The sequence below is a fragment of the Enterobacter sp. BIDMC 26 genome (assembly GCF_000534435.1).
GTDB classification, from domain to species: Bacteria; Pseudomonadota; Gammaproteobacteria; order Enterobacterales; family Enterobacteriaceae; genus Enterobacter; species Enterobacter ludwigii.
The window spans coordinates 1,093,522-1,117,850 of sequence record NZ_KI973182.1; the positions used below are offsets into that span (position 1 = coordinate 1,093,522).

Annotated in this window: 20 protein-coding genes and 1 other RNA gene; 12 read left to right on the forward strand and 9 right to left on the reverse strand. The window is 53.9% G+C overall.

The window, feature by feature from the left end; all coding sequences use genetic code 11:
• Positions 1–130: 130 nt before the first annotated feature.
• Positions 131–964 carry a posphoenolpyruvate synthetase regulatory kinase/phosphorylase PpsR gene (gene ppsR / locus L462_RS18075; RefSeq protein WP_020884387.1) on the reverse strand — a complete coding sequence of 278 codons (834 nt, stop codon included), beginning with the start codon at positions 962–964 and terminating at the stop codon, positions 131–133.
• A gap of 335 nt (positions 965–1,299) precedes the next feature.
• Between ppsR and ppsA the strand changes: the two genes are divergently transcribed.
• From ppsA to L462_RS18060, 3 genes are all read left to right on the forward strand, one after another.
• On the forward strand, positions 1,300–3,678 hold the full coding sequence (gene ppsA, locus L462_RS18070; RefSeq protein WP_020884386.1) for a phosphoenolpyruvate synthase: 2,379 nt from the start codon (positions 1,300–1,302) through the stop codon (positions 3,676–3,678).
• A gap of 232 nt (positions 3,679–3,910) precedes the next feature.
• A complete protein-coding gene (locus L462_RS18065) occupies positions 3,911–5,311 on the forward strand; it encodes an MFS transporter (RefSeq protein WP_014169716.1) in 1,401 nt (466 codons plus the stop codon).
• 3 nt (positions 5,312–5,314) lie between these two features.
• Positions 5,315–7,690: a glycoside hydrolase family 3 N-terminal domain-containing protein gene (locus L462_RS18060; protein WP_032677989.1), complete on the forward strand. Its 2,376-nt coding sequence runs from the start codon at positions 5,315–5,317 to the stop codon at positions 7,688–7,690.
• A 5-nt stretch (positions 7,691–7,695) separates the two neighbouring features.
• On the opposite strand, the gene rprA is transcribed toward L462_RS18060, so the two are convergent.
• Together rprA and ydiK are read right to left on the reverse strand one after the other, a co-directional pair.
• Positions 7,696–7,803: antisense sRNA RprA (rprA, locus tag L462_RS24210), an RNA gene on the reverse strand.
• A gap of 208 nt (positions 7,804–8,011) precedes the next feature.
• A complete protein-coding gene (ydiK, locus tag L462_RS18055; protein ID WP_020884383.1) occupies positions 8,012–9,127 on the reverse strand; it encodes an AI-2E family transporter YdiK in 1,116 nt (371 codons plus the stop codon).
• A gap of 197 nt (positions 9,128–9,324) precedes the next feature.
• Between ydiK and L462_RS18050 the strand changes: the two genes are divergently transcribed.
• The 3 genes from L462_RS18050 (at position 9,325) to L462_RS18040 (ending at position 13,068) form a co-directional block, all read left to right on the forward strand.
• Positions 9,325–12,381, forward strand: a complete 3,057-nt coding sequence (locus tag L462_RS18050) for a D-2-hydroxyglutarate dehydrogenase YdiJ (RefSeq protein ID WP_032677991.1) — start codon at positions 9,325–9,327, stop codon at positions 12,379–12,381.
• On the forward strand, positions 12,378–12,788 hold the full coding sequence (gene menI / locus L462_RS18045) for a 1,4-dihydroxy-2-naphthoyl-CoA hydrolase (RefSeq protein ID WP_014169720.1): 411 nt from the start codon (positions 12,378–12,380) through the stop codon (positions 12,786–12,788). Before L462_RS18050 ends, menI begins: the two co-directional genes overlap by 4 nt.
• An 85-nt stretch (positions 12,789–12,873) precedes the next feature.
• On the forward strand, positions 12,874–13,068 hold the full coding sequence (locus L462_RS18040) for a YdiH family protein (RefSeq protein WP_003857766.1): 195 nt from the start codon (positions 12,874–12,876) through the stop codon (positions 13,066–13,068).
• Positions 13,069–13,119: 51 nt separating this feature from the next.
• Here the strand turns inward: L462_RS18040 and L462_RS18035 are convergent, their stop codons facing one another.
• Together L462_RS18035 and L462_RS18030 are read right to left on the reverse strand one after the other, a co-directional pair.
• Positions 13,120–13,749: a winged helix-turn-helix transcriptional regulator gene (locus L462_RS18035; protein ID WP_032677992.1), complete on the reverse strand. Its 630-nt coding sequence runs from the start codon at positions 13,747–13,749 to the stop codon at positions 13,120–13,122.
• A 67-nt stretch (positions 13,750–13,816) separates the two neighbouring features.
• The gene (locus tag L462_RS18030; RefSeq protein WP_020884379.1) at positions 13,817–14,476 is read right to left on the reverse strand and encodes a winged helix-turn-helix transcriptional regulator; all 660 of its coding nucleotides are present in this window, start codon (positions 14,474–14,476) and stop codon (positions 13,817–13,819) included.
• A gap of 450 nt (positions 14,477–14,926) precedes the next feature.
• On the opposite strand from L462_RS18030, the gene L462_RS18025 reads away from it, so the two are divergent.
• Genes L462_RS18025 through L462_RS18000 form a run of 6 tightly spaced genes read left to right on the forward strand, consistent with a single transcriptional unit; the run spans position 14,927 to position 20,949 of the window.
• On the forward strand, positions 14,927–15,457 hold the full coding sequence (locus tag L462_RS18025; protein WP_020884377.1) for a fimbrial protein: 531 nt from the start codon (positions 14,927–14,929) through the stop codon (positions 15,455–15,457).
• 54 nt (positions 15,458–15,511) lie between these two features.
• Positions 15,512–16,189: a fimbrial biogenesis chaperone gene (locus L462_RS18020; RefSeq protein WP_032677993.1), complete on the forward strand. Its 678-nt coding sequence runs from the start codon at positions 15,512–15,514 to the stop codon at positions 16,187–16,189.
• 44 nt (positions 16,190–16,233) lie between these two features.
• Positions 16,234–18,759 (forward strand): fimbria/pilus outer membrane usher protein, encoded by a 2,526-nt coding sequence (locus L462_RS18015; RefSeq protein WP_032677994.1) that lies wholly within the window; start codon positions 16,234–16,236, stop codon positions 18,757–18,759.
• A gap of 2 nt (positions 18,760–18,761) precedes the next feature.
• Entirely contained in the window at positions 18,762–19,709 is a 948-nt protein-coding gene (locus tag L462_RS18010; RefSeq protein WP_032677995.1) for a fimbrial protein, read from the forward strand.
• An 8-nt stretch (positions 19,710–19,717) separates the two neighbouring features.
• Positions 19,718–20,233 (forward strand): fimbrial protein, encoded by a 516-nt coding sequence (locus tag L462_RS18005; protein ID WP_082209475.1) that lies wholly within the window; start codon positions 19,718–19,720, stop codon positions 20,231–20,233.
• Between the two features lie 47 nt (positions 20,234–20,280).
• Positions 20,281–20,949, forward strand: a complete 669-nt coding sequence (locus L462_RS18000) for a helix-turn-helix transcriptional regulator (protein ID WP_032677997.1) — start codon at positions 20,281–20,283, stop codon at positions 20,947–20,949.
• A gap of 95 nt (positions 20,950–21,044) precedes the next feature.
• Here the strand turns inward: L462_RS18000 and fdhF are convergent, their stop codons facing one another.
• The 4 genes from fdhF to ycgZ form a co-directional block, all read right to left on the reverse strand.
• Positions 21,045–23,195: a formate dehydrogenase subunit alpha gene (gene fdhF / locus L462_RS17995; protein WP_032677998.1), complete on the reverse strand. Its 2,151-nt coding sequence runs from the start codon at positions 23,193–23,195 to the stop codon at positions 21,045–21,047.
• A 192-nt stretch (positions 23,196–23,387) separates the two neighbouring features.
• Positions 23,388–23,666 (reverse strand): biofilm development regulator YmgB/AriR family protein, encoded by a 279-nt coding sequence (locus L462_RS17990; RefSeq protein ID WP_014169732.1) that lies wholly within the window; start codon positions 23,664–23,666, stop codon positions 23,388–23,390.
• 29 nt (positions 23,667–23,695) lie between these two features.
• Positions 23,696–24,016: a hypothetical protein gene (locus tag L462_RS17985; RefSeq protein ID WP_020884369.1), complete on the reverse strand. Its 321-nt coding sequence runs from the start codon at positions 24,014–24,016 to the stop codon at positions 23,696–23,698.
• Positions 24,017–24,020: 4 nt separating this feature from the next.
• Positions 24,021–24,260, reverse strand: coding sequence for a regulatory protein YcgZ (ycgZ, locus tag L462_RS17980; protein WP_020884368.1), 240 nt, complete (start codon positions 24,258–24,260; stop codon positions 24,021–24,023).
• Positions 24,261–24,329 lie beyond the last annotated feature (69 nt).

Genomic DNA, 24,329 nt, shown 5'->3' on the forward strand with positions numbered 1-24,329 from the left:
GCTTCATCGGCAGACTACCGGGAAGTGATGGGCATCACCTTAAACCAATCCCTGCTGAATTCAAGTTCGGCGCGTCTGCGCGCCGAGGATGTGGTGATGATACCCGATTCTGAGTTATTGTACTAGCATGTTAGTACATGCGGCGGTTGAGCCCCATGATATCGAGGATTTTGGTGGCGATCTCTTCTACCGAATAGTTAGTGCTGTTTAGCCACGGGATCTGGTTTTTGCGGTACAGCGCTTCCACCTCGGAAACCTCCATTCGACACTGGCGCATTGAGGCGTAGCGGCTATTCTCACGCCGTTCTTCACGTATTGCCGCCAGCCGTTCCGGGTTGATGGTCAGGCCAAACAGCTTGTGCTGGAGCGGCTTAAGGGCGGCTGGCAGCACCAGATTGTCCATGTCGTCAGCAATAAAGGGGTAGTTGGCGGCACGGATACCGAACTGCATCGCCAGATAAAGGCTGGTCGGGGTTTTTCCGCAACGCGAGACGCCCAGCAGTATCACCTGCGCCTGGTCGAGGTTACGCAGCGAAATACCGTCGTCGTGCGCCAGGGTGTAATCAATGGCGGCGATACGCGCATCGTATTTGGTCAGGTTGCCGGGGTTCAGCCCGTGCGTTCGGTGGGCGATAGGCGTCGGGTCGAGTTTCAGTTCGCTCTGCAGCGGGGCCACCAGCGCCTGGACGATATCCTGACAGAACCCTTCACTTTGCAAAATAATCGCGCGAATTTCAGGGATCACGATGGAGTAGAAGACCAGCGGGCGGACCCCCGTCTGCTGGAAGATGGCGTCAATCTGGTCCTTCACCGCCTTTGCACGGCTCTCATTTTCCACAAACGGCAGCGTGATGCTGTTAATCGAAACGGGGAACTGCGACATCACCGCATGTCCCAGCACTTCGGCGGTAATCGCCGTACCATCAGAAATATAAAAAACGTGGCGATCGACAGCATTATCCATTTTACCCACCCTGAATATCGTACGTAATTGTCTGAAAGCATAAATTAAAAAAGTAAATTACACAGCAAAGAACTTATCCTAATTATAAATGAAACGGTGTTTTTGATTTTCCTGAAAAGTGGATTTCATTTTTCAATTAGCGACTTTATTTTTAGGGTTTTTGGCTGAATATATAGGAATCATCGGGTTAGCGGATGGTGGGAAAGTATCCGAAAAGTTGAAAATTTAAATTGCTTACACGATTCACCGTTTTTTTAGCGGAAATAATTATGCCAGTATAAATACGTAGTCAGGTGTTTCTTACTCCGATCAAATATCACAAAAGGATTGTTTCGATGTCCAACAATGGCTCGTCACCGCTGGTGCTTTGGTATAACCAACTCGGCATGAATGATGTAGACAGAGTTGGGGGCAAAAATGCCTCCCTGGGTGAAATGATTACAAATCTGTCGGGTATGGGTGTCTCCGTACCGAACGGGTTTGCCACAACCGCCGATGCCTTTAACCTGTTTTTAGACCAGAGCGGTGTAAACCAGCGCATTTATGACCTGCTGGATAAAACGGATATTGATGATGTGACCGAGCTTGCGAAAGCCGGTGCCCAAATCCGCCAGTGGATTATCGACACACCTTTCCAGCCGGAACTGGAAAAAGCCATTCACGAAGCCTATAACCAGCTCTCAGCAGATGATGCCCAGGCGTCGTTTGCCGTGCGTTCTTCTGCCACCGCGGAAGATATGCCCGATGCGTCATTCGCCGGACAGCAGGAAACCTTCCTTAACGTCCAGGGTTATGACGCCGTGCTGGTGGCGGTGAAGCACGTCTTCGCGTCCCTGTTCAATGACCGCGCCATCTCTTACCGCGTGCACCAGGGCTATGACCATCGCGGCGTGGCGCTTTCTGCTGGCGTACAGCGCATGGTGCGCTCCGACGTGGGCTCTTCCGGCGTGATGTTCTCCATCGACACCGAATCCGGCTTCGACCAGGTGGTGTTCATCACCTCGGCGTGGGGTCTGGGTGAGATGGTAGTACAGGGCGCGGTGAACCCTGACGAATTCTACGTTCATAAGCCGACACTGGCCGCAAACCGTCCGGCGGTCGTTCGCCGCACGATGGGCTCGAAAAAAATCCGCATGATCTATGCCCCGACGCAGGAGCATGGCAAGCAGGTTAAGATTGAAGACGTACCGCAGGAAATGCGTGACCGTTTCTCCCTGACCGATGCAGAAGTGCAGGAGCTGGCGAAACAGGCGGTACAGATCGAAAAACACTACGGCCGTCCGATGGATATCGAATGGGCCAAAGATGGCAACACCGGCAAGCTGTTTATCGTGCAGGCGCGTCCGGAAACTGTCCGCTCCCGCGGTCAGGTGATGGAGCGTTATACCCTGCACGCACAGGGCAAAATCGTGGCGGAAGGCCGCGCGATTGGCCATCGCATCGGTGCCGGTCCTGTCAAAGTGATCCATGACATCAGCGAGATGAACCGCATTCAGCCAGGCGATGTGCTGGTGACCGACATGACCGACCCGGACTGGGAACCGATCATGAAGAAAGCGGCGGCCATCGTCACCAACCGCGGTGGCCGTACCTGCCACGCGGCAATCATCGCCCGTGAGCTGGGGATCCCTGCCGTTGTCGGTTGCGGTGACGCGACCGAGCGCATGAAGGACGATCAGAAAGTGACCGTCTCCTGTGCGGAAGGTGATACCGGTTACGTGTATGCCGATATTCTCGACTTCAGCGTGAAGAGTTCAAGCGTCGATACCATGCCGGATCTGCCTCTGAAGATCATGATGAACGTTGGTAACCCGGATCGTGCGTTTGACTTTGCCTGCCTGCCGAATGAAGGCGTTGGCCTGGCGCGTCTGGAATTTATCATCAACCGTATGATTGGCGTTCACCCGCGCGCGCTGCTGGAATTTGACGACCAGGACGCGAAGCTGCAGAACGAAATCCGCGAGATGATGAAAGGTTACGACTCGCCAAAAGAGTTCTACGTCGGTCGTCTGACCGAGGGGATTGCCACGCTGGGCGCGGCGTTTTATCCGAAGCGCGTGATCGTGCGTCTGTCCGACTTTAAGTCAAACGAATACGCGAATCTGGTGGGGGGTGAGCGTTACGAGCCAGAAGAAGAGAACCCAATGCTCGGCTTCCGTGGAGCCGGACGTTATGTTTCTGACAGCTTCCGTGCCTGCTTCGCGCTGGAATGTGACGCCGTGAAGCGCGTGCGCAACGACATGGGACTGACCAACGTTGAGATCATGATCCCGTTCGTGCGTACCGTGGATCAGGCAAAAGCGGTGGTGGAGGAGCTGGCACGTCAGGGTCTGAAGCGCGGCGAAAACGGGCTGAAGATTATCATGATGTGTGAAATTCCGTCCAACGCCCTGCTGGCTGAGCAGTTCCTGGAGTACTTCGACGGCTTCTCTATCGGCTCGAACGACATGACGCAGCTGACGCTCGGTCTTGACCGTGACTCCGGCGTGGTCTCTGAACTGTTTGATGAGCGTAACGAGGCGGTGAAAGCGCTGCTGTCGATGTCCATCCGCGCGGCGAAGAAACAGGGTAAATATGTCGGGATTTGCGGTCAGGGTCCGTCTGACCATGAAGACTTTGCCGCATGGCTGATGGAAGAGGGGATTGACAGCCTGTCCCTGAACCCGGACACCGTGGTGCAAACCTGGCTGAGCCTGGCCGAACTCAACAAGTAACGCCATCAGCACCAGAAAAAGGCGAGGATATATTCCTCGCCTTTTTTTATTTCATGCCTTATTTGCTCCCCATCACAAATAAAGTAAAAAACCAAATATCATAATTTGTCTGTTAATTTAGACAATTGTTAGCGCGCAAAGCGTTGCTAATACTTGAGCCTTACCGCGCATTTCCCTCGCTGATGCGCAACTGGTTGAAATACGTTTTAACCTGATAAAAAGGCAAATAACAATGACAATCTCCTCTGTATTGCGTACCAAAGATAAAATAGGTTATGGCTTAGGTGATATGGCCAGTGCGCTGGTCTGGCAAACGGCAACCTTATTTCTCGCCTATTTCTATACGGATGTTTTCGGTTTGCCGGCGGCCATCATGGGAACCATGTTTTTAGTGGTGCGCGTGGTGGATGCTTTTGTCGACCCTTGCATCGGCGCGCTGGTCGACCGCACCCAGACGCGGCACGGTCGCTTTCGTCCCTGGCTATTGTGGTTTGCCATCCCATTTGGCGTAAGCTGCCTTATCACCTTCTATGTACCGGACGTCGGGCCGACGGCGAAAATCGTCTATGCCTGCTTTACTTACGCCATCTTAAGCCTTATTTATTCCGCGATTAACGTCCCGTATTGCGCCATGCCCGGGGCGCTGACGCTGGATCCGCGTGAGCGTCACTCGCTGCAGTCCTGGCGCTTCGGCCTGTCGTTCATCGGCGGGTTGATTGTGACGGTGATCGCCTTACCGCTGGTCTCGCTGTTAGGCCAGGGCAACGTTCAGAAAGGCTATTTCTATGCCATGAGCATGATGGGCCTGCTGGGTATTATTCTCTTCTTCTGCTGTTTCCTGATGACCCGCGAGCGTTATTCCCCGCGCAATGACACCTCGGGTTCGATGATCGGCGATTTAAAACTGCTGGCCGGAAATAGCCAGTGGCGAATTGTTTTCCTGTTTAATATTTTGCTGTTAACCGCAGTGGTGACGCGTGGTTCTGCCACCATGTATTACGTGAAATATGTGCTTCTGCGCCCGGAGCTGGTATTTGCCTTTATTGTTTCCGGGATGGTAGCGTCCTTAACGGGGGCATTATTATCTGAACGTCTGTTGGGGAAATTTGACCGCGTCCGCGCCTATCAGTGGACCATTATTTCCTTCGTGATTTTCGGCGCGCTGATTTTCTTCCTGCCGCCTTCGCAGATCTGGCTGATTTTTGGCCTCAACATTATCTTTAGCTTTATTCAGAACCTGACCACGCCGCTGCAGTGGACCATGTTCTCTGATGTGGTCGATTATGAGGAGCATCGCAGCGGCCGTCGTCTGGATGGTCTGGTCTTTTCTACCGCGCTGTTTGCCATCAAATTTGGTCTGGCGCTGGGCGGGGCGGTGGTCGGTTGGGTTCTCGGGATGGTGGATTATGCGCCCGGTCAGGCAACCCAGGCACCGCACGTGCTCTCTACCATTAATGCGCTCTTCACCCTCATCCCCTGCGTGCTGTTCCTCTGTATGGTCGCGCTGCTGACCATTTACAAACTCAACAGCAAGCTCGTCAATTCCATCGCCCGCGAGCTGGCCAGCAAACGCGAGGTGCGAGACGAGACAGGACAACTCACCCCGGCCACCCATTCCGCAATACAGGAGTAACACATGACTGCGATTTATAAGGACGCGGGACGTCCCGTGCATGAACGCGTCGCCGACCTACTGGCACGCATGACCCCGGAAGAGAAGTTCGCCCAGATGCATGCCTACTGGTTGATCCTCGATGAAAACGGTAACCACCGCGAACGCAGCGATCTGAGCGATGAATTCGCGGGCGTGAGCGAACAGGCTGCGCTTAGCGAACGGCTGAAACTGGGGGTGGGACAGATCACGCGTCCACTGGGCACCCATATTGTTGATGCGAAAACAGGCGTGCGTGCCGCTAACCGTCTGCAGCGCATGATGATGGAAGAGACGCGCCTCGGTGTTCCGGCGCTGTTCCATGAAGAGTGCCTGGTGGGGCTGTTGTGCAAAGATGCCACGCTGTTCCCGTCGTCGCTGAACTACGGTTCGACCTGGGATCCGCAGCTGGTGCAGCGTGCGGCAGAACAGATTGGCAAAGAAGCACGTTCCGTTGGCTGCCAGCAGGGGCTGGCCCCGGTGCTGGATGTCTCTCGCGACGTTCGCTGGGGACGCACCGAAGAGACCTTCGGAGAAGACCCGTGGCTGGTGGGGGTGATGGCCACGGCATACGTAAAGGGTTTGCAGGGCGAAAAGCGCGATCTTCTGGCAACGCTCAAACATTATGTGGGCCACTCCTTCAGCGAAGGGGCACGCAACCACGCGCCGGTGCATCTGGGCTTTAGCGAACTGAACGACACCTTCCTGCTGCCGTTTGAGATGGCGGTGAAGCTGGCCAATGCCGGTTCGGTGATGCCTGCCTATCACGATATCGATAACCAGCCCGGACACAGCGACCACTTCCTGATGACAACCGTGCTGCGTGAACAGTGGGGGTTCGATGGGATCATCGTTGCGGACTACGGCGGCGTGAGCCTGCTGCACCAGCATCATGGCATCTCGCACGATGCCGCCGAATCTGCAGCGCTGGCCTTCAATGCCGGGCTGGATGTCGAACTACCAAAAGATGACTGCGCGCGTCATCTGGCACAAGCCGTTGAGCGCGGACTGATTTCCATGGCGAAAGTCGATGAAATAGTGGCACGCGTCCTGACCGAAAAATTCCGTCTTGGCTTGTTTGAAAAACCGTATGCCGATGAACAGGGCATCGATTTGCAAAATGAGGCAACGCGTCAGGTTGCAAGGGAAGTGGCGACCCGTTCGCTGACGCTGCTTGAGAATAACGGCATTTTGCCCCTCGGCGGCAACCCTCGCGTGGCGGTCGTCGGGCCAACGGCAGACGATCCGCTGGCGCTCCTCAGCGGTTACAGTTTTCCGGTGCACTTAATTATTAGCGACATGGTGGAAGAGACCTCGCAGGTCACGACACCGCGCGCGGCGCTCGAGCAGTATCTGGGGGCCTCGCGGGTACGTTATGCCAAAGGCTGTCACATTATCGAAAAACGGATGGCGGGTGCGCCGGTGTTTCCGGGTGACAGCGGCGGTAAACCCATGCAGCAATCTCCGGTTTCGCAGCGTACCGACCTGATCCCTGAAGCCGTGAAAGCCGCACAGGAGAGTGACGTGGTGGTGGCCTGCGTTGGCGATCTCGCCGGGCTATTCCAGAGCGGAACCGTCGGGGAGGGCTCTGATACCGACTCTCTGAATCTGCCGGGCGTACAGCAACAATTGCTGGCTGCGCTGGTGGCCACCGGCAAGCCGGTTATCGTGGTCATGACCGGCGGGAGGCCTTACAACCTTCAGGGGCTGGAAGATAACGTCGCCGCGCTGATGATGGCCTGGGCGCCAGGGCAGGAGGGCGGCTGGGCGATTGCGGATGTATTAACGGGCCGCGCTGAACCGCAGGGACGTCTGGTGGTCAGCGTGCCGAAAAGCGCGGGAGCAATGCCCTATTACTACAACCACAAGCTCAAAAGTGGCGGCACACCGTTCGCTTTCCATTTCGGCTCCCGCTATCCCTTTGGCTTCGGTCTCGGCTGGACGCAGTTTAGCTGGGGAACGGCGCGCGTGGCTGAACCCCGCGTTCCGATCGACGGCGAGGTGGTCGTAAGCCTGGATATCACCAATACCGGTGAGCGCAGCGGCAGCGAGGTGGTACAGGTCTATGTCCGGGATAACGTCGCCACGCAGGTGCGGCCATTGCAGGAGTTGAAGGCGTTCCAGCGCGTCACGCTCTCACCGGGTGAAACCGCCACGCTCACCTTTACGTTGCCCGTTGAGATGTTCAACTTTACCCGTCGTGATGGCAAACGGATCGTCGAACCGGGTGAATTTGAGCTGCAGATTGGTGCATCGTCGGGGGATATTCGCGAGGTGGTGACGGTCAATGTGACCGGGGAAACCCGTGTATTGTCAACGGAATGGCGGATGCTTAGCACCTGTGACGTCAGCCGCGCGTAACCAGGATAAAAAAAAGCCCATCGTGGGAGATGGGCAAAGACTACACACAGCAATTCGTTGTTTCACTCAGGGGATTTCCATGCTTATAAATCAAGGTGTTGATTTATAACCGTGTCCTAATAGTAGGCATGTCAGCTTTTAGCGTCGATCAGATTCGTCTCAATAGTTAAAGAGACGTAAAGATTTCTTGAGGTTAATAGGGGACTTAGAGCCGTTATAGCGGGTCTGACCAGTGCGCAACGAATAAATACTTAAGCAACGTTTAAGTATTGAAGGGGAATATGTAGGCCGGGTACGCGACTGCGTTACCCGGCCTGTCCATTACTGCTTGTTCTTATCTTCCAGCTCTTCCAGTTCGCTCAAAATCACGTCCGGGTCCGTTCCCGGAGGCGGGATTTCGTGCACCCAGGCGGAGAACAGACGCCAGGTCACGGCCAGAAGCACCGGACCAATAAACAGACCAATCATCCCAAAGGCAATCAATCCACCAATTACGCCTGAGAGAATAAGGATCAGCGGCAGGTCTGCGCCCATGCGAATAAGGATGGGACGAATAACGTTATCCATGGTGCCGACCACGCAGCTCCAGACCAGCAGAACGGTGCCCCACGTGGTATCTCCGGTCCAGTACAGCCAGATAATGCTGGGTACCAGCACCAGCAACGGACCCAGTTGCGCAAGGCAGGTCATCAGCATGACCACGGTGAAGACGGTGGCGTACGGCACGCCAGAAATCGCAAGACCAATACCGCCCAGCACCGCCTGAACCAGCGCCGTTACCACGACGCCAAGCGCAACCGCGCGCACGGCCTGCGCCGCCAGCAGAACCGCGGCATCACCCCGTTTGCCCGCCAGGCGAGTGGCAAAATGACGAACGCCTAATGCCACCTGCTCACCGCGCCAGTACAGCAGGGCGCTAAAGACCAGCATCAGCGTACAGTGCATCATAAAGCGGCCAATGTGCGCCGCCTGACCCACAAACCAGGTGGTGGTGGTGCCAATATACGGGCGCACTTTCGCCATCAGGGCGCTGCCACCCATCTCCAGCAGGCCATGCCAGCCGCTGTAAAGTTTTGCGCCAACAACCGGAATGCTGTTAAGCCAGGCGAGATCCGGCGGCGTCAGATCGCCACTGGTCACGGCGCGAATCACCGGGCCGCTGGAGTCGACAAGGCTGTTGACCAGCAGCGCAACGGGAATAATGAACAGCAGGAACAACAGCAACGTCATCACCAGGACCGCCAGCCCACGACGTCCGAAGAGCAGTTTCTGCAACCGTAACAGTAAAGGCCAGGTGGCAACCACAACGGTTGCAGCCCAGGCGAAGCCGAGAATGAAGGGTTGAACGATCCACAAACACGCAATAATCATGAGGGCCAGGAACAGCACCGACAGCAAAATTTGCGCAACATCCCTGGGCTGGCGAAGATTGACCATAAATGAAACTTTCCTTAATTGAACACCAGCGTGGCTGGCGGGAACGGAAAACCGCGATTCTCTAATCATTAATGATTTCAGCGATTTTTGACAGGCGAATTCTGCCTGTAATTCTGCAGAGCGTATAAGAAAAAAATGTGATAAAACTTTTACGATACACGCAAACGATTTCACACCTCTAATTAGGGTCGACAGTAATGATCCCACAGATTTCTCAGGCACCTGGCGTCGTTCAGCTGGTGCTTAATTTTTTGCAGGCACTGGAGCAACAGGGTTTTACAGGGGATACCGCCACACATTATGCCGACAGGCTGACAATGGCGACCGACAACAGTATCTACCAGCTTCTTCCCGATGCAGTCGTGTTTCCCCGTTCAACGGCCGATGTGGCGCTTATTGCGCGACTGGCAACGCAGGAGCGATTTACCTCGCTGGTGTTCACGCCACGCGGCGGCGGCACCGGCACCAATGGTCAGGCGCTGAACCAGGGCATCATCATTGATATGTCGCGCTATATGAACCGCATCATTGAGATCAATCCCGAAGAAGGATGGGTGCGTGTCGAAGCGGGCGTCATCAAAGATCAGCTTAACCAGTACCTCAAGCCTTATGGTTACTTCTTTGCCCCCGAGCTCTCTACCAGCAACCGTGCGACAATCGGTGGGATGATTAACACCGATGCCTCCGGGCAGGGGTCGCTGGTCTACGGTAAAACCTCCGATCACGTTCTTGGCGTGCGTGCGGTGCTGCTGGGCGGCGATATCCTGGATACCCAGCCGATGCCGGTAGAACTGGCGGAAACGCTGGGTAAAGACAACACGGCCAACGGACGGATTTACCGCACCGTGCTTGAGCGCTGTCGCGATAACCGCCAGCTGATCCTCGACAAATTCCCTAAACTGAACCGCTTCTTAACCGGCTACGATCTGCGTCATGTCTTTAACGATGACCTGACGCAGTTTGATTTAACCCGCGTGCTGACCGGCTCCGAAGGGACGCTGGCATTTATTACCGAGGCGCGGCTGGACATTACGCCGCTGCCGAAAGTGCGTCGGCTGGTGAACGTCAAATACAACTCCTTCGATTCTGCCCTGCGAAATGCGCCCTTTATGGTTGACGCGCGGGCGCTGTCGGTGGAAACCGTCGACTCTAAAGTGCTTAATCTGGCTCGGGAAGACATCGTCTGGCACTCGGTGAGTGAGCTTATCACCGATGTACCTGATAAAGAGATGTTGGGTCTCAACATCGTTGAATTTGCCGGCGATGACGAAGCGCTGATTGAAAGCCAGGTCACCACGCTCTGTCAGCGGCTGGACGAACTGATTGCAGCAGGCGAAGGTGGGGTGATTGGCTGGCAGCTTTGCAGCGAACTCTCCGGCATTGAGCGTATTTACGCGATGCGTAAAAAAGCGGTGGGGCTGCTGGGCAACGCGAAGGGGGCTGCAAAACCGATTCCCTTTGCTGAAGACACCTGCGTCCCGCCTGAGCATCTGGCGGATTACATCGTTGAGTTCCGCGCCCTGCTGGACAGCCACGGTCTGAGCTACGGCATGTTCGGCCACGTGGATGCCGGGGTGCTGCACGTGCGTCCTGCGCTGGACATGTGCGATCCGCAGCAGGAGATCCTGATGAAGCAGATCTCCGACGATGTGGTGGCGTTGACCGCGAAATATGGCGGTCTGCTCTGGGGAGAACACGGGAAAGGGTTCCGCGCGGAGTACAGCCCGGCGTTCTTCGGTGAAGCGCTCTACGCTGAACTGCGTAAGGTCAAAGCGGCATTCGATCCGGATAACCGTCTCAACCCGGGTAAAATTTGCCCGCCAGAGGGCGTCGATGCCCCAATGCTGCAGGTGGATGCCGTCAAGCGCGGCACCTATGACAGACAAATCCCGATTGCGGTGCGCGCCTCCTGGCGTGGTGCAATGGAGTGTAACGGTAACGGTCTGTGTTTCAACTTCGACGTGAAAAGCCCAATGTGCCCGTCGATGAAAATTACCAGTAACCGCATTCACTCGCCCAAAGGCCGGGCAACGCTGGTCCGCGAATGGCTGCGTCTGCTGGCCGACCGCGGGGTTGATCCGCTGAAGCTGGAACAGGAATTACCGGAAAAACGCGCCAGTCTGCGCTCGCTGATTGAACGTACCCGCAACAGCTGGCATGCGAACAAAGGCGAGTATGATTTCTCCCACGAGGTGAAGGAGGCCATGTCCGGCTGCCTGGCCTGTAAAGCCTGCTCAACCCAGTGTCCGATCAAGATTGATGTGCCGGAGTTTCGCTCACGCTTCCTGCAGCTTTACCATACCCGCTATCTGCGTCCAATGCGTGACCATCTGGTGGCGACGGTGGAGAGCTATGCCCCGCTGATGGCGCGTGCGCCGAAGACCTTTAACTTCTTCATCAATCAGCCGCTGGTGCGAAAGCTTTCCGAAAAACATATCGGGATGGTGGACCTGCCGCTGCTGTCAGTCCCTTCGCTACAGCGTCAGCTCGTGGGGCACCGCTCGGCGAACATGACGCTGGAGCAGCTTGAGGCGCTGACCCCTGAGCAGAAAGCCAATGTGGTGCTGGTGGTGCAGGATCCGTTTACCAGCTACTACGATGCCCAGGTGGTAGCCGATTTTATCCGTCTGGTAGAAAAACTAGGCTATCAGCCGGTGGTACTGCCGTTCTCACCAAACGGCAAAGCGCAGCACATTAAAGGTTTCCTTACCCGTTTTGCGAAAACGGCGCGGAAAACCGCTGACTTCCTCAACCGGGTGGCGCAGCTAGGGATGCCGATGGTCGGTGTCGATCCGGCGCTGGTGCTCTGCTACCGCGATGAGTATAAGCAGACGCTGGGGGAGCAACGCGGTGATTTCCACGTCATGCTGGTGCACGAGTGGCTGCCGGCGGCGCTGCAACAGGCGACCGTGAAGGATGTGAGCGGTGAATCGTGGTATCTGTTCGGTCACTGCACGGAAGTGACGGCACTGCCGGGCGCCCCGGCGCAGTGGGCGTCTATCTTTGCCCGCTTCGGGGCGAAGCTTGAGAGCGTCAACGTGGGCTGCTGTGGCATGGCAGGTACCTACGGGCACGAAGTGAAAAACCACGCGAACTCGCTCGGTATCTATGAGTTGTCGTGGCATCAGGCGATGCAGCGTTTGCCGAGGAACCGCTGTCTGGCTACGGGCTACTCCTGCCGAAGCCAGGTGAAACGGGTTGAAGGGAACGGGGTGCGTCACCCATTACAGGCCTTACTGGAGATAATTGGATGATCTGGAAACGAGCCGTGACGCTGCAGGCGCTGAATGCCATGGGCGAGGGGAATATGGTAGGGCTGCTGGACATTCAGTTCACGCGTATTGGCGAGGATGAACTGGAGGCCACGATGCCTGTCGATCATCGCACGCATCAGCCGTTTGGTTTATTGCACGGCGGCGCATCCGTCGTGCTGGCCGAAACCCTGGGGTCCGTGGCGGGCTATCTTTGCACCGAAGGGGAGCAAAAAGTCGTCGGGCTGGAGGTGAATGCGAACCATATTCGCTCGGTGAGAAGTGGACGGGTGCGCGGCGTTTGTCGCACGCTACACGCCGGTAGCCGCCATCAGGTGTGGCAGATTGACATTCTTGACGAGCAGGATCGGCTCTGCTGCTCGTCGCGACTGACGACGGCGGTCGTGTAAAGTTTTCAGATGTTTTGCCTTTGGTCAAAAACTAGCCAGCCTCTTGTGATATACTGGTCAGGTTTTGTACATAAGCGAGGACATCATGGATACTGAAATAACCCCAACACAGCTGGCAATTGAATATTTACGTCGTGATAAAAGCAACCTGTCTCCGGCGCAGTACCTGAAAAAGCTGAAACAGCTTGAACTGGAGTTCACAGATTTGCTGGCGCTCTCTTCAAATGAGCTTAAAGAAGAGATCTACTTTGCCTGGCGGTTGGGCGTTCACGTCCATTGATCGTGACAGTAAAAAAAAGGCCGCGTCAGCGGTCTTTTTTGTATCTGACATTCAGTACCGGGCAGGCAGTTTATTGATTTTAACGAGCCTGCCATCTTCTATCTCAATGAACCCGCCTGTTTTCAAATCCGCCAGAATACGCATCACCCCGCTGCGCGACAGCTGGGTTTTTTCGCGAATATACCGCTCTGCGGTGATGGCGTTGCGATAACTCTCATCTTCATCCATCAGCTTTATCAATTGCTGGCGAATCATCTCATAGGCCGTGGGCGCGCCCTGAGGCATCACATTATTGTATAGCCGGTTATAAACAAACATCAGGTGCTTAGACAACAACCCCCATAACCCATTCTCTTTGATAACGGCTTCTACCTGAGCGGTGGTAAGCATACCCGTCAGGCAGGGAGTCACGGTTTTAAGATAATCATTGAAGTAGATGTCTGTCAGATTGGCGAGGCCAAAAAGCGCCGGGCTACGTGCGGTGGTGAGCATCATGTTGTCGCTTCTGCGGTAGATAGCAACGGTGCCTTCGAGGATCAAATAGCACACGCTCTGGCCATTCACCTGGAGATCCAGCTGTTCGCCGGGAGCAACATTGCGCGTGGTACAGTAGGGTTGCAGGAATGAAATCAGTTCTCGCGCGTGAGGAGAACCACGATGCGTTTTTTCAGTAGAGGACATAACCTATAACCCGTAGCGATAACCCCCCTGATTATAGCGTTACTCCTTATCGTAAACACGAGGCCAATCAGTATTTACGTGGTAAATGACGGATTTCCAGCAGCACGCCACGCTCCATCGTGATGTACTTTCCGGTACGCAGTTCCGCGAGAATACGCATAATCCCACTGCGTGAAAGGTAGGTTCGACTCTTGATATACGCTGCCGCCGTGATGTTTTTCCGTACGGCTTCTGGCTCCTGCATCAGTTCGACCAGCTGAAACCGGATAATGTCATAGGCTGACATCTGCGATATTTGCGCGCAGTGCTCGTATACCCGGGAGGCGGTATAGATGAGTAGTTTTGAAAAGTGTTCCCATAAGTTTTTTTCCGCCACGATCTTATTAAAATTATCCAGAGAGACATGCGCTATTTCTGAGGTTTCAAGCGCTCTGACGTACAGATGTTCAGAGGAGAACTGGCTGCTGACACCCAGAATAAAAGGTGAGGATTCTGAGTTTAAAACAATACCATCGCCACGACGATGCAGCGCAACGCTGCCGTGTAACAGCAAAAAACAGAGGCGAACATCATTATTGTGATACTGAATAATTTCGCCTTTCGCGAGAATATGCCTTTCCGTAAAAGGCAGCACAGTACTGATTAACTTATCAATATGGGCATACGGCTTTAAATCCAGTACGGTAGATTTTACATCGGTGAGGACCGCTGTCATTCGCGTGTTCATAAGGTGCTCCACTGCTTTCATTGCGATCATGGGTGACCGGCGTAGAGAATTATCTTAAAAAACAGCGACTACGGGAATATGCAGCACAGGTCTAAAAGTAGACTTTCAATATTATCCTGACTAACATTTTGAATTTAATGATCTTAACACCCCGGTCTATTAATAGACTGCCTGTTATATGCATAAGGCATTCCTTATTTACAATGTTTTATTTTTGTTAATTACGGGTCTACGGAAAGACTCCGAAAATGATTGTCGACGTCAACGGAGTTGTATAAATTTTATTTCATCGACAGCAAGTCATATGCGTCTTCAGACGTTTAATGAAATAAAGTTATTTCATTTTTTTGCTGCTGTCTGTAAAAGACAAAACATTAAGCGGGTGAAAAAACCGACGCGTCTTTTTGTCTGAATGTTAATAATAAATAAAGTGATACAGGATATAGCATGATGAAAAAAACACTTCTTCTGGCAACGATCGCAGCAGGTTCCGTACTGACAATGGCCAATGCGTTTGCCGCTGCAGGTACCGTTAATTTTAACGGAAATATTCTGGATTCTGCCTGTGATGTTGATGTGGCATCGCAGAACCAGGTGGTTGTACTTGGGGATTATTATAAAACAGAGTTTACCGCGACGGGGGCGAGAACCGCGGCAACGAAATTCGATATTATTTTGAAAAACTGTCCGGTCTCGGTCACGAATGCCAAAGTGCGCTTTGACGGTACTCCGGATGCGTCTAATAGCAATCTTCTGGCAATTGACACCTCCGTGGCGGGTGCTGCAACGGGCGTGGCGATCAACCTGATGACCGCGGATAAAGCCGACCTGCCTCTGCATGGCAGCAATGGTTACACCTACATGCTCAGCAGCTCCGCAGACAATACGCTCAATTTCTATGCCCAGTATATTTCGACCACGGCCAGCGTCACGGCGGGCCCGGCGAATTCTGTCGCCAACTTCTCGGTGGTTTATAACTAGCTCTTTTGCCTGAACGTCGGGGCCGCCCCGGCCCCCAATTTGATGAGGAACAGAATGTATTTTTTCAGAACCCCTTTACTGGCAACAGCGTTGTTATCTCTGATGCTGTCAACGGCTCATGCCGGCGTCATTATTGGTGGTACGCGCATTATTTTTGATGGCGCTAAAAAGGAAACGTCACTCAGTGTGAATAACCCTGATGGTACGCCGTATTTAATTCAGTCATGGATCGACGCGCAGGAAGGGGCGTCAGGCAAGGTGCCTTTTATTATTACGCCGCCTTTGTATCGTCTGGATGGCGGGCAAAAAAACGTTGAGCGCATCGTGATGACGGGAGCACTGCCTCAGGATCGGGAAAGTTTATTTTGGCTGAATATTAAAGCGATTCCGTCTGCCTCAACGCAGATGAACGCATTACAAATTGCGGTTAAAACGCGTATCAAACTGATTTATCGGCCCGCTGAGCTGCACGCGTCCACGCCTGACGAACAGGCCAGTCAATTACGCTGGCGCAGAACCGGGAATGAACTTCAGGTTAATAACCCGACCGCGTATGTCATCAATTTTAATGAAATCACCCTTGGGGGTAAAAAAATCGATGACGTGTCGTATGTCTTACCCGGTGGCTCAGTCCGTTTCACGTTACCGCAGGGGGCCAGCGGCAGTGTACTGACGTTTAAAGTGATTAATGACTTCGGCAGCCCTGGGGGCGCGCATCAGGCAACCTTATAACCGGTGAAACGCGGGCATTGCCTGTCATAAATGAGTTAAAAGCGATGGCAATACACTATTTTCGGGCTCGACCTGCACCCCTGGCGACAGTGATCGGATTAATACTTGCAGGTTCATCGCAGGCGCTTTTTGCCGGTGAGACATTTAATGCCGAACTGGTTGAACTTGATAATCCAGGAAGAGGGAGAACGGATTTATCGGCATTTGAATCCGGATCGCAGGCACCCGGCACCTATCACGTCGATATTGTTCTTGATGACCAGCTAATGGCGACCCGCGATATCACCTTTACTGCAGTAAAAGACGAAAAGGGCAATGACGTCCTCCGACCGTGCCTGAGTCTTGACCAGTTAAAACAGTGGGGCGTAAGAACCACGCTTTTCCCGCAGCTGGCGGCGAACAACGGTGAATGCGCAAACCTTCAGGCGATCCCGCAGGCCAGTAGCGATTTTCAGTTTGGCGCACAGCGGCTGGTGATCAGCATTCCTCAGGCCGCCATCGACCTGCCAGCCAGGGACGCGGTTCCGCCAGAAATGTGGGATGAGGGGATTAATGCCGCCATGCTTAATTACAGTCTGAGCGGCGCAAACGCGTGGGCGAAGAACACTCGTGGCAGCCAGAATGATAGCCAGTACGCCAACCTGCGCCCCGGGGTCAATATCGGGCCGTGGCGCTTACGTAATTACACCACCTGGTCACGGGATTCCACCGGTGAGGATCGGTGGGACAACGTGTATACCTATGCGCAGCGCGCCGTTATTCCGCTGAAAGCACAGCTGATTATCGGGGACAGTACCGCACCGGCGGATGTTTTCGACAGTATGCCATTTCGCGGCGGTCAACTGGCCTCGGATGATGACATGCTGCCGGACTCTCTTAAAGGTTATGCGCCCGTGGTCCGCGGCATCGCGCGAACCAATGCGCAGGTGGTGGTCCGCCAGAATGGTTATCAAATTTATCAGAGCTACGTGGCGCCAGGCGCGTTTGAAATCTCGGACATGTATCCCACCGGCGGCGCAGGCGATCTGGATGTGACCATCAAAGAGGCTGACGGGAGTGAGCAGCATTTCACGCTGCCTTATGCCTCGCTGCCGGTCCTGCAGCGGGAAGGACGACTGAAGTATGCGGTGACGGCCGGGCAGTATCGCGCCTACAACAGCCGCGTGGAGAAAACGTCTTTTGGTCAAATCACCGGTATTTATGGGATTCAGCACGGCATCACCCTTTACGGTGGGATGCAGGGGGCTGATAAATACCGTTCAGTGGCGTTTGGCATCGGTAAAAACATGGGGAATATCGGCGCGATCTCTGCCGACGTGACCCAGGCCTGGTCAACGCCGAATAACACCGACAAAACATCCGGTCAGTCCTTGCGCGCGCGTTACAGCAAAAATATGGCGAAGACCGGGACAAACTTTTCAATTGCGGGATACCGATATTCAACCCGTGGCTATTACGGGATGCAGGACGTGCTGGATTCCTACGGCGACAGCAGCGCCCTGCAGGACCGGCGGCGTAACCGTGCTGAACTGACCATGAGCCAGACGCTGGGCGGCGCGCTGGGTTCACTGACGCTCAGCGCCGCACGCGAAGATTACTGGAATTCTGGTCAGGCGATGGCCTCCTGGAGCGTGGGCTATAACAATGACTGGAACAACGTCAGTTACGGTTTGACCTGGACCTACAGCAAGAATGGACGCGGGAGCGCACAAAACGCGGACCACGATCGGTTGCTGGCCTTTAACGTCAGCGTACCGTTGGACAAATTCTTGCCGCGTACCTGGGCTAACTATGGCATGAACGCCAGTAAGCACAACGGCACGACGCACGTGGTCGGGCTGAACGGCGTGTCTCTGGAAAACAGTGCCCTGAACTGGAACGTGCAGCAAGGTTATGGCACACAGGGCACGGGAAATACCGGCAACCTGAACGGCGACTATAAAGGCACCTATGGCGAAATTGTCGCGGGCTACAGCTACGACAAACACAGCGAGCGCCTGAATTACGGGTTGCAGGGGGGCGTCATTGCTCACCGTGACGGCATCACGCTTTCGCAGCCGCTCGGTGAAACCAATATCCTGGTGAAAGCGCCGGGTGCACACGGTGTCGATATTCGCAATCAACCCGGGGTTCGTACGGATTACCGCGGGTATACGGTGGTTAACAATCTGTCGGTATACCGAAAAAACGACATCACTCTTGAGCCGGAAACTATGCCGGATGACGTGGAGCTTGAGATTAATACGCGCACCGTAACACCGACCCGCGGGGCGATAGTGGAAGCCGATTATGTGTCTAAAATCGGGCGCCGGGTGTTAATGACCCTGTCCGACGGGCAGTATGCCGTTCCGTTTGGTGCGGTCGTCACGCTCAAAGGCGACAGCAACAGCAGCTTTATTGTGGGCGACCGTGGTCAGGTCTATTTAACGGGACTGCCCGGGCAGGGAGAAATCGTGGCAACCTGGGGAAATCAACCCGGTCAGCAGTGCCGCGCGCAGTTTAGCCTGCCTGCACAACCCACCTACGGCGGAATAACCGACGTTAACGCGCTTTGCCGCCAGGAAGGTTAAAAATGAAATTTGCTTTATCTCTGATCCTGCTCTGTTTACTGAGCGGGTGGAATAGCGCCCGTGCCGGCACCTGTACAACCATCACGCCGCAAATATCGACGATATCTGTGGGCACGATTAACGTGCAGCGTGATGCCCCCGTGGGCACCATTATTTTTTCTCGCGCCGCCTCATCAACGGGAACCTATTTAACGGGATGCTCTAACCCGCTGATGCTGGGATTCAGTATGCGATATAACAATGGGAACCTGAGCAGCTACGGTAACCATGTTTATGCCACCAATGTCAGCGGTATTGGTATTCGCTTTTCCTCGGGGAATTATTTCGAAAACCCGGTTTACACGTTTTCGTATAACGCGGTGACGTCGTATGTAGATTGGTTTGGTGGAAAAGTTGAGCTGGTGGTGACCGGCCCGGTAACGTCGGGCGCTTTAACGCCGGGCGTTATCGGAACCGTGGCGCTTCAGGGAAGTGACGGTGTTTATCGTGACGGTCTGACGGTCCAGTTAACTGACGGCACAATTAATGCGCTGGCATGCACGATAACGACGGCGCAGTTGACGTTCCCGATAGGCGATATTCCGGCCTCATCGTTTGGCTCCGTTATTGGAACCACGCCATCCGGCGCCCAAAATACGCAAAATCTGGGGTTAACCTGCAGTGCCGGCACCAATATCAGTGTGTCACTCAGCGGTATGCAAAATCCGGACAGCGCCAATACCAGCGTCATGGCATTAATCGGTCAGGGGAATGCCGGTACGGCAAAAGGGGTAGGGGTTCAGCTACTTTATAACGGTTCTCCTTTGGTAATGAATGGTCGCCTGTTATTAAAACAGTCTGCGGGAGGACAGGAGACGCTCCCGTTAACCGCGCGCTATTACCAGACGTTAACCACCGTGGAGTCAGGTGCGGCAAATGCGTCAGCCACGCTCACGATAACCTATCAATAACCGGTGAGATGATGAAAATAATTCCCGCGGCGTTGCTTGTGTCAGGTTTACTGTGCAGCAAAGCGCTATGTGCAGACAGCGTAAATATCGGGGTCACCGGAAATATCGTGGCCTCACCCTGCCTGTTTAATAACGGTAATACGAATCTCGATATTAATCTGGGCAATATCCAGGCGAGTAATATGGTGACGCCAGGATCATCCTCAGACCCGGTTACGTTTGATCTATTATTTACCCAATGTCCGGTGGGGACGCGTAGCGTCACCGCTACCTTTACGGGTACACCCGACCCTGTTGCCGGCGCCGACTATTACATTAACCGCGGTACGGCCACCCACGTGGCGATAGCAATGCGCGAGGCCGGAAGTGGCATACTGAAAGGGAACGGCTCCAGCATGACGGAATATGTCGCCTCAGACCGGACGGCGAAGATGGCGATGCAGGCTGCGGTTATATCCACCGGAGGCAGGGCGACGCCCGGCACCCTCAGCGCAGTGGTGGTCATTACGCTGCAATACAATTAAGTCGCGCGGGATTTCACGCGCATTTTTGCTTCCCGTCGGTGTGGTCTATGTTGAATATTTTAATTAGCGAGACGGATTCGTTATTTCAGTCTGGTCTGCAGTATTTTTTTATGGATTTCTTTTGGCGTAATTTTAATGACTGTATTCACTTTGATTATGAAATGACGCCGCATAACGTCAGCACGGCGGATATTATTGTCCTCTCTTTATGCCAGGGAGAAACCCTGACCTGTTTTCCGGAATTACAGTCACGGCAAAAAGGCATTGTGATCGGCTGGGTTGACGATGAGCAACGGTCTACGGCGTCGCAATCCTGTTATCAGGATATTATTTTCATCTCCCGCAGGGCCTCTCTTAACATGATTGGCGAGACGGTATGGTGCGCTTGGCGTAAAACGCAGTTGAAGGGGCATGTGCTGCAGAAAACGTCCTGTTTCGATTGCGAGCATAAGATATTATCACCGCAGCAAATACGCATCGTCATGAACCTGTATAAAGGCTTATCCGTTATGCAGACGGCAGACGCGTTACAGATCAGCTATAAGACCGTTTTTGCGCACAAATACATGATCATGCAAAAATTTAACCTGCGAAGTGATTATGAGCTTATCGCGCTGCTCAACAGGATGGTGAAGAAAAACGCCACACCCAATATTTTTCGTGATTCTGTGAGGCAGGGTTTACAGGACCGCCCTTGTTTTGAGGCGTTTATATAAAGAACAAAAAATCTATGACTACTGATATTTAGCGATGTTACATATGATTATAAGCAAACGTATAACGAGGCTCGCCGTGGCGAGCCTCTTTTTCCTCAGACGTTCACCGCCGTGATTAACCGCGTCTTCATGGTCTGATAAGACGACGCCGCAAAGTCTTCCGCCCAGCGTTGGTCTTCAATCGCCTCAAGCTTAACCGCACAATACTTGGTTTCTGGGGTTTTGGAGACCGGGTCAAGGTTATCCTGCGTCAGTTCGTTACAGGCACCAATCCACCACTGGTAGGTCATATAAACCGCACCGGCGTTGATGCGCTCGCTGATGCTGGCACGGGTAATGACTTTGCCCCGACGGGAATGCACCCACACCAGCTGTCCGTCTTTAATGCCCAGGTTGTCCGCATCAAGGGGGTTCATTTGTACACGGCCTGGTTCGTCGGCAAGGCTTTGCAGCGCGGCGCAATTGCCGGTCATTGAACGGCAGGAGTAGTGGCCGACCTCACGCACGGTGCAGAGCACCAGCGGATACGTTTCGTCCGGGATCTCGGCTGGCGCGCGCCAGGCTGCCGCAAAAAGCTGGCCTTTGCCGCTCGGCGTATCGAACTGGTTATCTTTATAGAGATACGGCGTCCCCGGGTGATCGAGCGTTGGACACGGCCATTGCACATGGCCCATTTCACCCATTTTTTCGTATGTCACGCCATAGAATAGCGGACAGAGCTCGCGCATCTCGTCCCAGATCTGCTGGTTGGATGTGTAATGCATCGGATAGCCCATTTCGGTAGCAAGCAGGCTGATGATCTCCCAGTCCCGTTTCACGTTGCCGCTGGCCTCAATGGCTTTACCGAAACGCTGGAAACCGCGGTCGGCACAGGTAAAGACGCCCCCGTGTTCTCCCCACGATGTGGCAGGTAACAGAACATCCGCCACTTCCGCCGTTTTCGTCATAAAGATGTCCTGAACCACCACAAAATCGAGTGCTTCAAAACCGCGGCGCACCAGCCCCAGATCGGCTTCAGTCTGAAGCGGATCCTCGCCCATGATGTAATAGGCTTTTACCTTGCCTTCCAGCGCAAGGTGAGGGACTTCGGTGATACGCGTTCCAACCTCTTTGTCCATAATCCCGACATCGATTCCCCAGGCAGTGGCGAATTTCTGCCGGACAGCCGGGTCCGTAACGTCCTGATACCCCGGGAACATATTGGGCAGAACGCCCATATCACACGCGCCCTGAACGTTGTTTTGACCACGTACTGGCCCAACGCCGACAGCAGGTCGACCAAGATTTCCGGTCAGCAGCGCCAGGCTGGAGAGACCTTTGACCACGTCTACAGCCTGACCAAACTGCGTTACGCCCATGCCCCACATGACGGTGGCGGAAGGCGCAGCCGCGAACGTCCGCATCGCCTGACGCACATCCCAGGCTGGAATGCCGGTGAGATGTTCGACGTTTTCGGGCGCGTAGTCTTTGACCGTTTCCCGATAAGCGTCAAGCCCTTCGGTAAAGCGCGCGACGTAGTTTTTGTCGTACAGCTCCTCTTCCAGAAGGACATAGCCAAACGCATTGACCAGCGCCATGTTGCTGCCGTTTTTCAGCTGCAGGTGCTGGTCGGCAATGCGTGCGGTTTCAATGCGACGGGGATCGCAGACGATGATTTTCGCGCCATTTTCGCGGGCTTTTAAGACCCGACGGGCGACGATGGGGTGCGAATCGGCGCAGTTATAGCCAAACACCAGCAGGCATTTTGAGTTTTCAATATCGTTAATGGAATTGCTCATTGCACCGTTGCCGAGGGTTTCCTGTAACCCGGCAACAGAAGGGCCGTGACAGACGCGCGCGCAGCAGTCCACGTTGTTGGTATTCAGCACCGCACGGGCAAATTTTTGCATCACATAGTTCGTTTCATTCCCTGTTCCCCGGGAGGAACCGGTGGTCATGATGGACCGCGGGCCATACTGCTCTTTTATGCTCCTGAGTTTATGGGCGGTATAGCGGATCGCCTCTTCCCAGGTGACGGGGGTAAAAGCCTCTCCCTTGTGGTAGCGGATCATGGGCTGAGTCAGACGGGGGGTAAGCAGACGCGTATCGTTCAGGAAGTCCCAGCCATAAAAGCCTTTCAGGCACAGGGTGCCCTGGTTTGTTACGCCTTCGGCCGCTTCGGCACGGAGGATACGGTTATTTTCGACGACAAGGTTTAATTTGCAGCCTGCACCACAGTAGGGGCAGACGCTGGCGATTTTTTTCATCAATAACAGACCTGTTAAGAAATGAAGCAAAGTTGACTGGGTAGCCCAGTCCCGTAAACGGGAGTAAGCAGGAACCATGCCACATTTACTTTGTAGGTTTTACAGGGTGTTATACGAGGAGGGAACGTGTCATCGTCAGCCCGATCGTCAGTTTTGACGATGACACGTTAGTATTCACAGAGGGGAGGGTTTTTAGAGATCGTCCATGGTGTGACCCACAACGATTTCCAGGGTCTTACGTATGACATCTGCCTGCACAACGTCGTTTGTGGATTCCAGCGTCTGGATCAGCCACAAAATGATCGCTTTGTTGGACAGGTGTCCTTCAGAAGCCAGAACACAGCGTACTGCAGTAGAAAAAACAGCGGACTCTTCAGCAAAACGATCGCCTGCGTGACGGAAATATTCCGACAGCGCGCTTTCTAAAAAAGCGGAATGGTATTCGGGTTGAAGCTGAATATTTTGTCTCATTTGTTCTCACCGTAGCTGTAAAATTGCAGTCAATGTATTTTTCTGGGATCGGACGGTTTTCCATTTCCAAATAACGGCACTACATTGTCTCTTTTAACGTTGAGAGATCCCTCTCTATCGGTTCGTCCTTGCGCGGTTCTGCGACGTTTCAGGGCGATGTTGTTTGAACCGATGTCGGCAATCACCATCGCAAGTGTCTCCCGCCGCTGGGGATCCTTTTCATGCGCTTTCATATCACGCAGACGCTGAACCAGAGCTTCGGTTGTGACGGGGCCTCGCTCTTTCAAAAGAGAAAGAACGGCTTCACCGATAAGCTGGTCAATCAGTCGGTCTGCATCACTGCTGTTCATAACATTACCGTTCGAAAAGCAGACCAAGCAGCATGTGGTAATGCTGTTCCTCTTCAGGCCCATCGGCCTTTTCGAGGCGGCTTAAGAGTTTGGTACAGAGCGATTTGCGATTCAGATTTCGCCCGTCGCTAAGAATCTCAACCACGACCTGACCGAGCGTCTCCTGTTGGGTAGGAAGCGCGGCCTTCTCGAAGTAGTGCGCGATCGCTGCTGCTGAATCTGCGACATAATCCTTCTGCTGCATGTTTCGCTCCTGTAAAAAAATGTAATCACTAACGTTACATTTAAGGTATACACAATTTCCAAATCTGTA

What these genes read in the sequence shown, in the direction of transcription:
- ppsR (WP_020884387.1), bottom strand. Translation starts at nt 964, where the DNA reads ATGGATAATGCTGTCGATCGCCACGTTTTTTATATTTCTGATGGTACG.
- ppsA (WP_020884386.1), top strand. Translation starts at nt 1,300, where the DNA reads ATGTCCAACAATGGCTCGTCACCGCTGGTGCTTTGGTATAACCAACTC.
- L462_RS18065 (WP_014169716.1), top strand. Translation starts at nt 3,911, where the DNA reads ATGACAATCTCCTCTGTATTGCGTACCAAAGATAAAATAGGTTATGGC.
- L462_RS18060 (WP_032677989.1), top strand. Translation starts at nt 5,315, where the DNA reads ATGACTGCGATTTATAAGGACGCGGGACGTCCCGTGCATGAACGCGTC.
- ydiK (WP_020884383.1), bottom strand. Translation starts at nt 9,127, where the DNA reads ATGGTCAATCTTCGCCAGCCCAGGGATGTTGCGCAAATTTTGCTGTCG.
- L462_RS18050 (WP_032677991.1), top strand. Translation starts at nt 9,325, where the DNA reads ATGATCCCACAGATTTCTCAGGCACCTGGCGTCGTTCAGCTGGTGCTT.
- menI (WP_014169720.1), top strand. Translation starts at nt 12,378, where the DNA reads ATGATCTGGAAACGAGCCGTGACGCTGCAGGCGCTGAATGCCATGGGC.
- L462_RS18040 (WP_003857766.1), top strand. Translation starts at nt 12,874, where the DNA reads ATGGATACTGAAATAACCCCAACACAGCTGGCAATTGAATATTTACGT.
- L462_RS18035 (WP_032677992.1), bottom strand. Translation starts at nt 13,749, where the DNA reads ATGTCCTCTACTGAAAAAACGCATCGTGGTTCTCCTCACGCGCGAGAA.
- L462_RS18030 (WP_020884379.1), bottom strand. Translation starts at nt 14,476, where the DNA reads ATGAACACGCGAATGACAGCGGTCCTCACCGATGTAAAATCTACCGTA.
- L462_RS18025 (WP_020884377.1), top strand. Translation starts at nt 14,927, where the DNA reads ATGAAAAAAACACTTCTTCTGGCAACGATCGCAGCAGGTTCCGTACTG.
- L462_RS18020 (WP_032677993.1), top strand. Translation starts at nt 15,512, where the DNA reads ATGTATTTTTTCAGAACCCCTTTACTGGCAACAGCGTTGTTATCTCTG.
- L462_RS18015 (WP_032677994.1), top strand. Translation starts at nt 16,234, where the DNA reads ATGGCAATACACTATTTTCGGGCTCGACCTGCACCCCTGGCGACAGTG.
- L462_RS18010 (WP_032677995.1), top strand. Translation starts at nt 18,762, where the DNA reads ATGAAATTTGCTTTATCTCTGATCCTGCTCTGTTTACTGAGCGGGTGG.
- L462_RS18005 (WP_082209475.1), top strand. Translation starts at nt 19,718, where the DNA reads ATGATGAAAATAATTCCCGCGGCGTTGCTTGTGTCAGGTTTACTGTGC.
- L462_RS18000 (WP_032677997.1), top strand. Translation starts at nt 20,281, where the DNA reads ATGTTGAATATTTTAATTAGCGAGACGGATTCGTTATTTCAGTCTGGT.
- fdhF (WP_032677998.1), bottom strand. Translation starts at nt 23,195, where the DNA reads ATGAAAAAAATCGCCAGCGTCTGCCCCTACTGTGGTGCAGGCTGCAAA.
- L462_RS17990 (WP_014169732.1), bottom strand. Translation starts at nt 23,666, where the DNA reads ATGAGACAAAATATTCAGCTTCAACCCGAATACCATTCCGCTTTTTTA.
- L462_RS17985 (WP_020884369.1), bottom strand. Translation starts at nt 24,016, where the DNA reads ATGAACAGCAGTGATGCAGACCGACTGATTGACCAGCTTATCGGTGAA.
- ycgZ (WP_020884368.1), bottom strand. Translation starts at nt 24,260, where the DNA reads ATGCAGCAGAAGGATTATGTCGCAGATTCAGCAGCAGCGATCGCGCAC.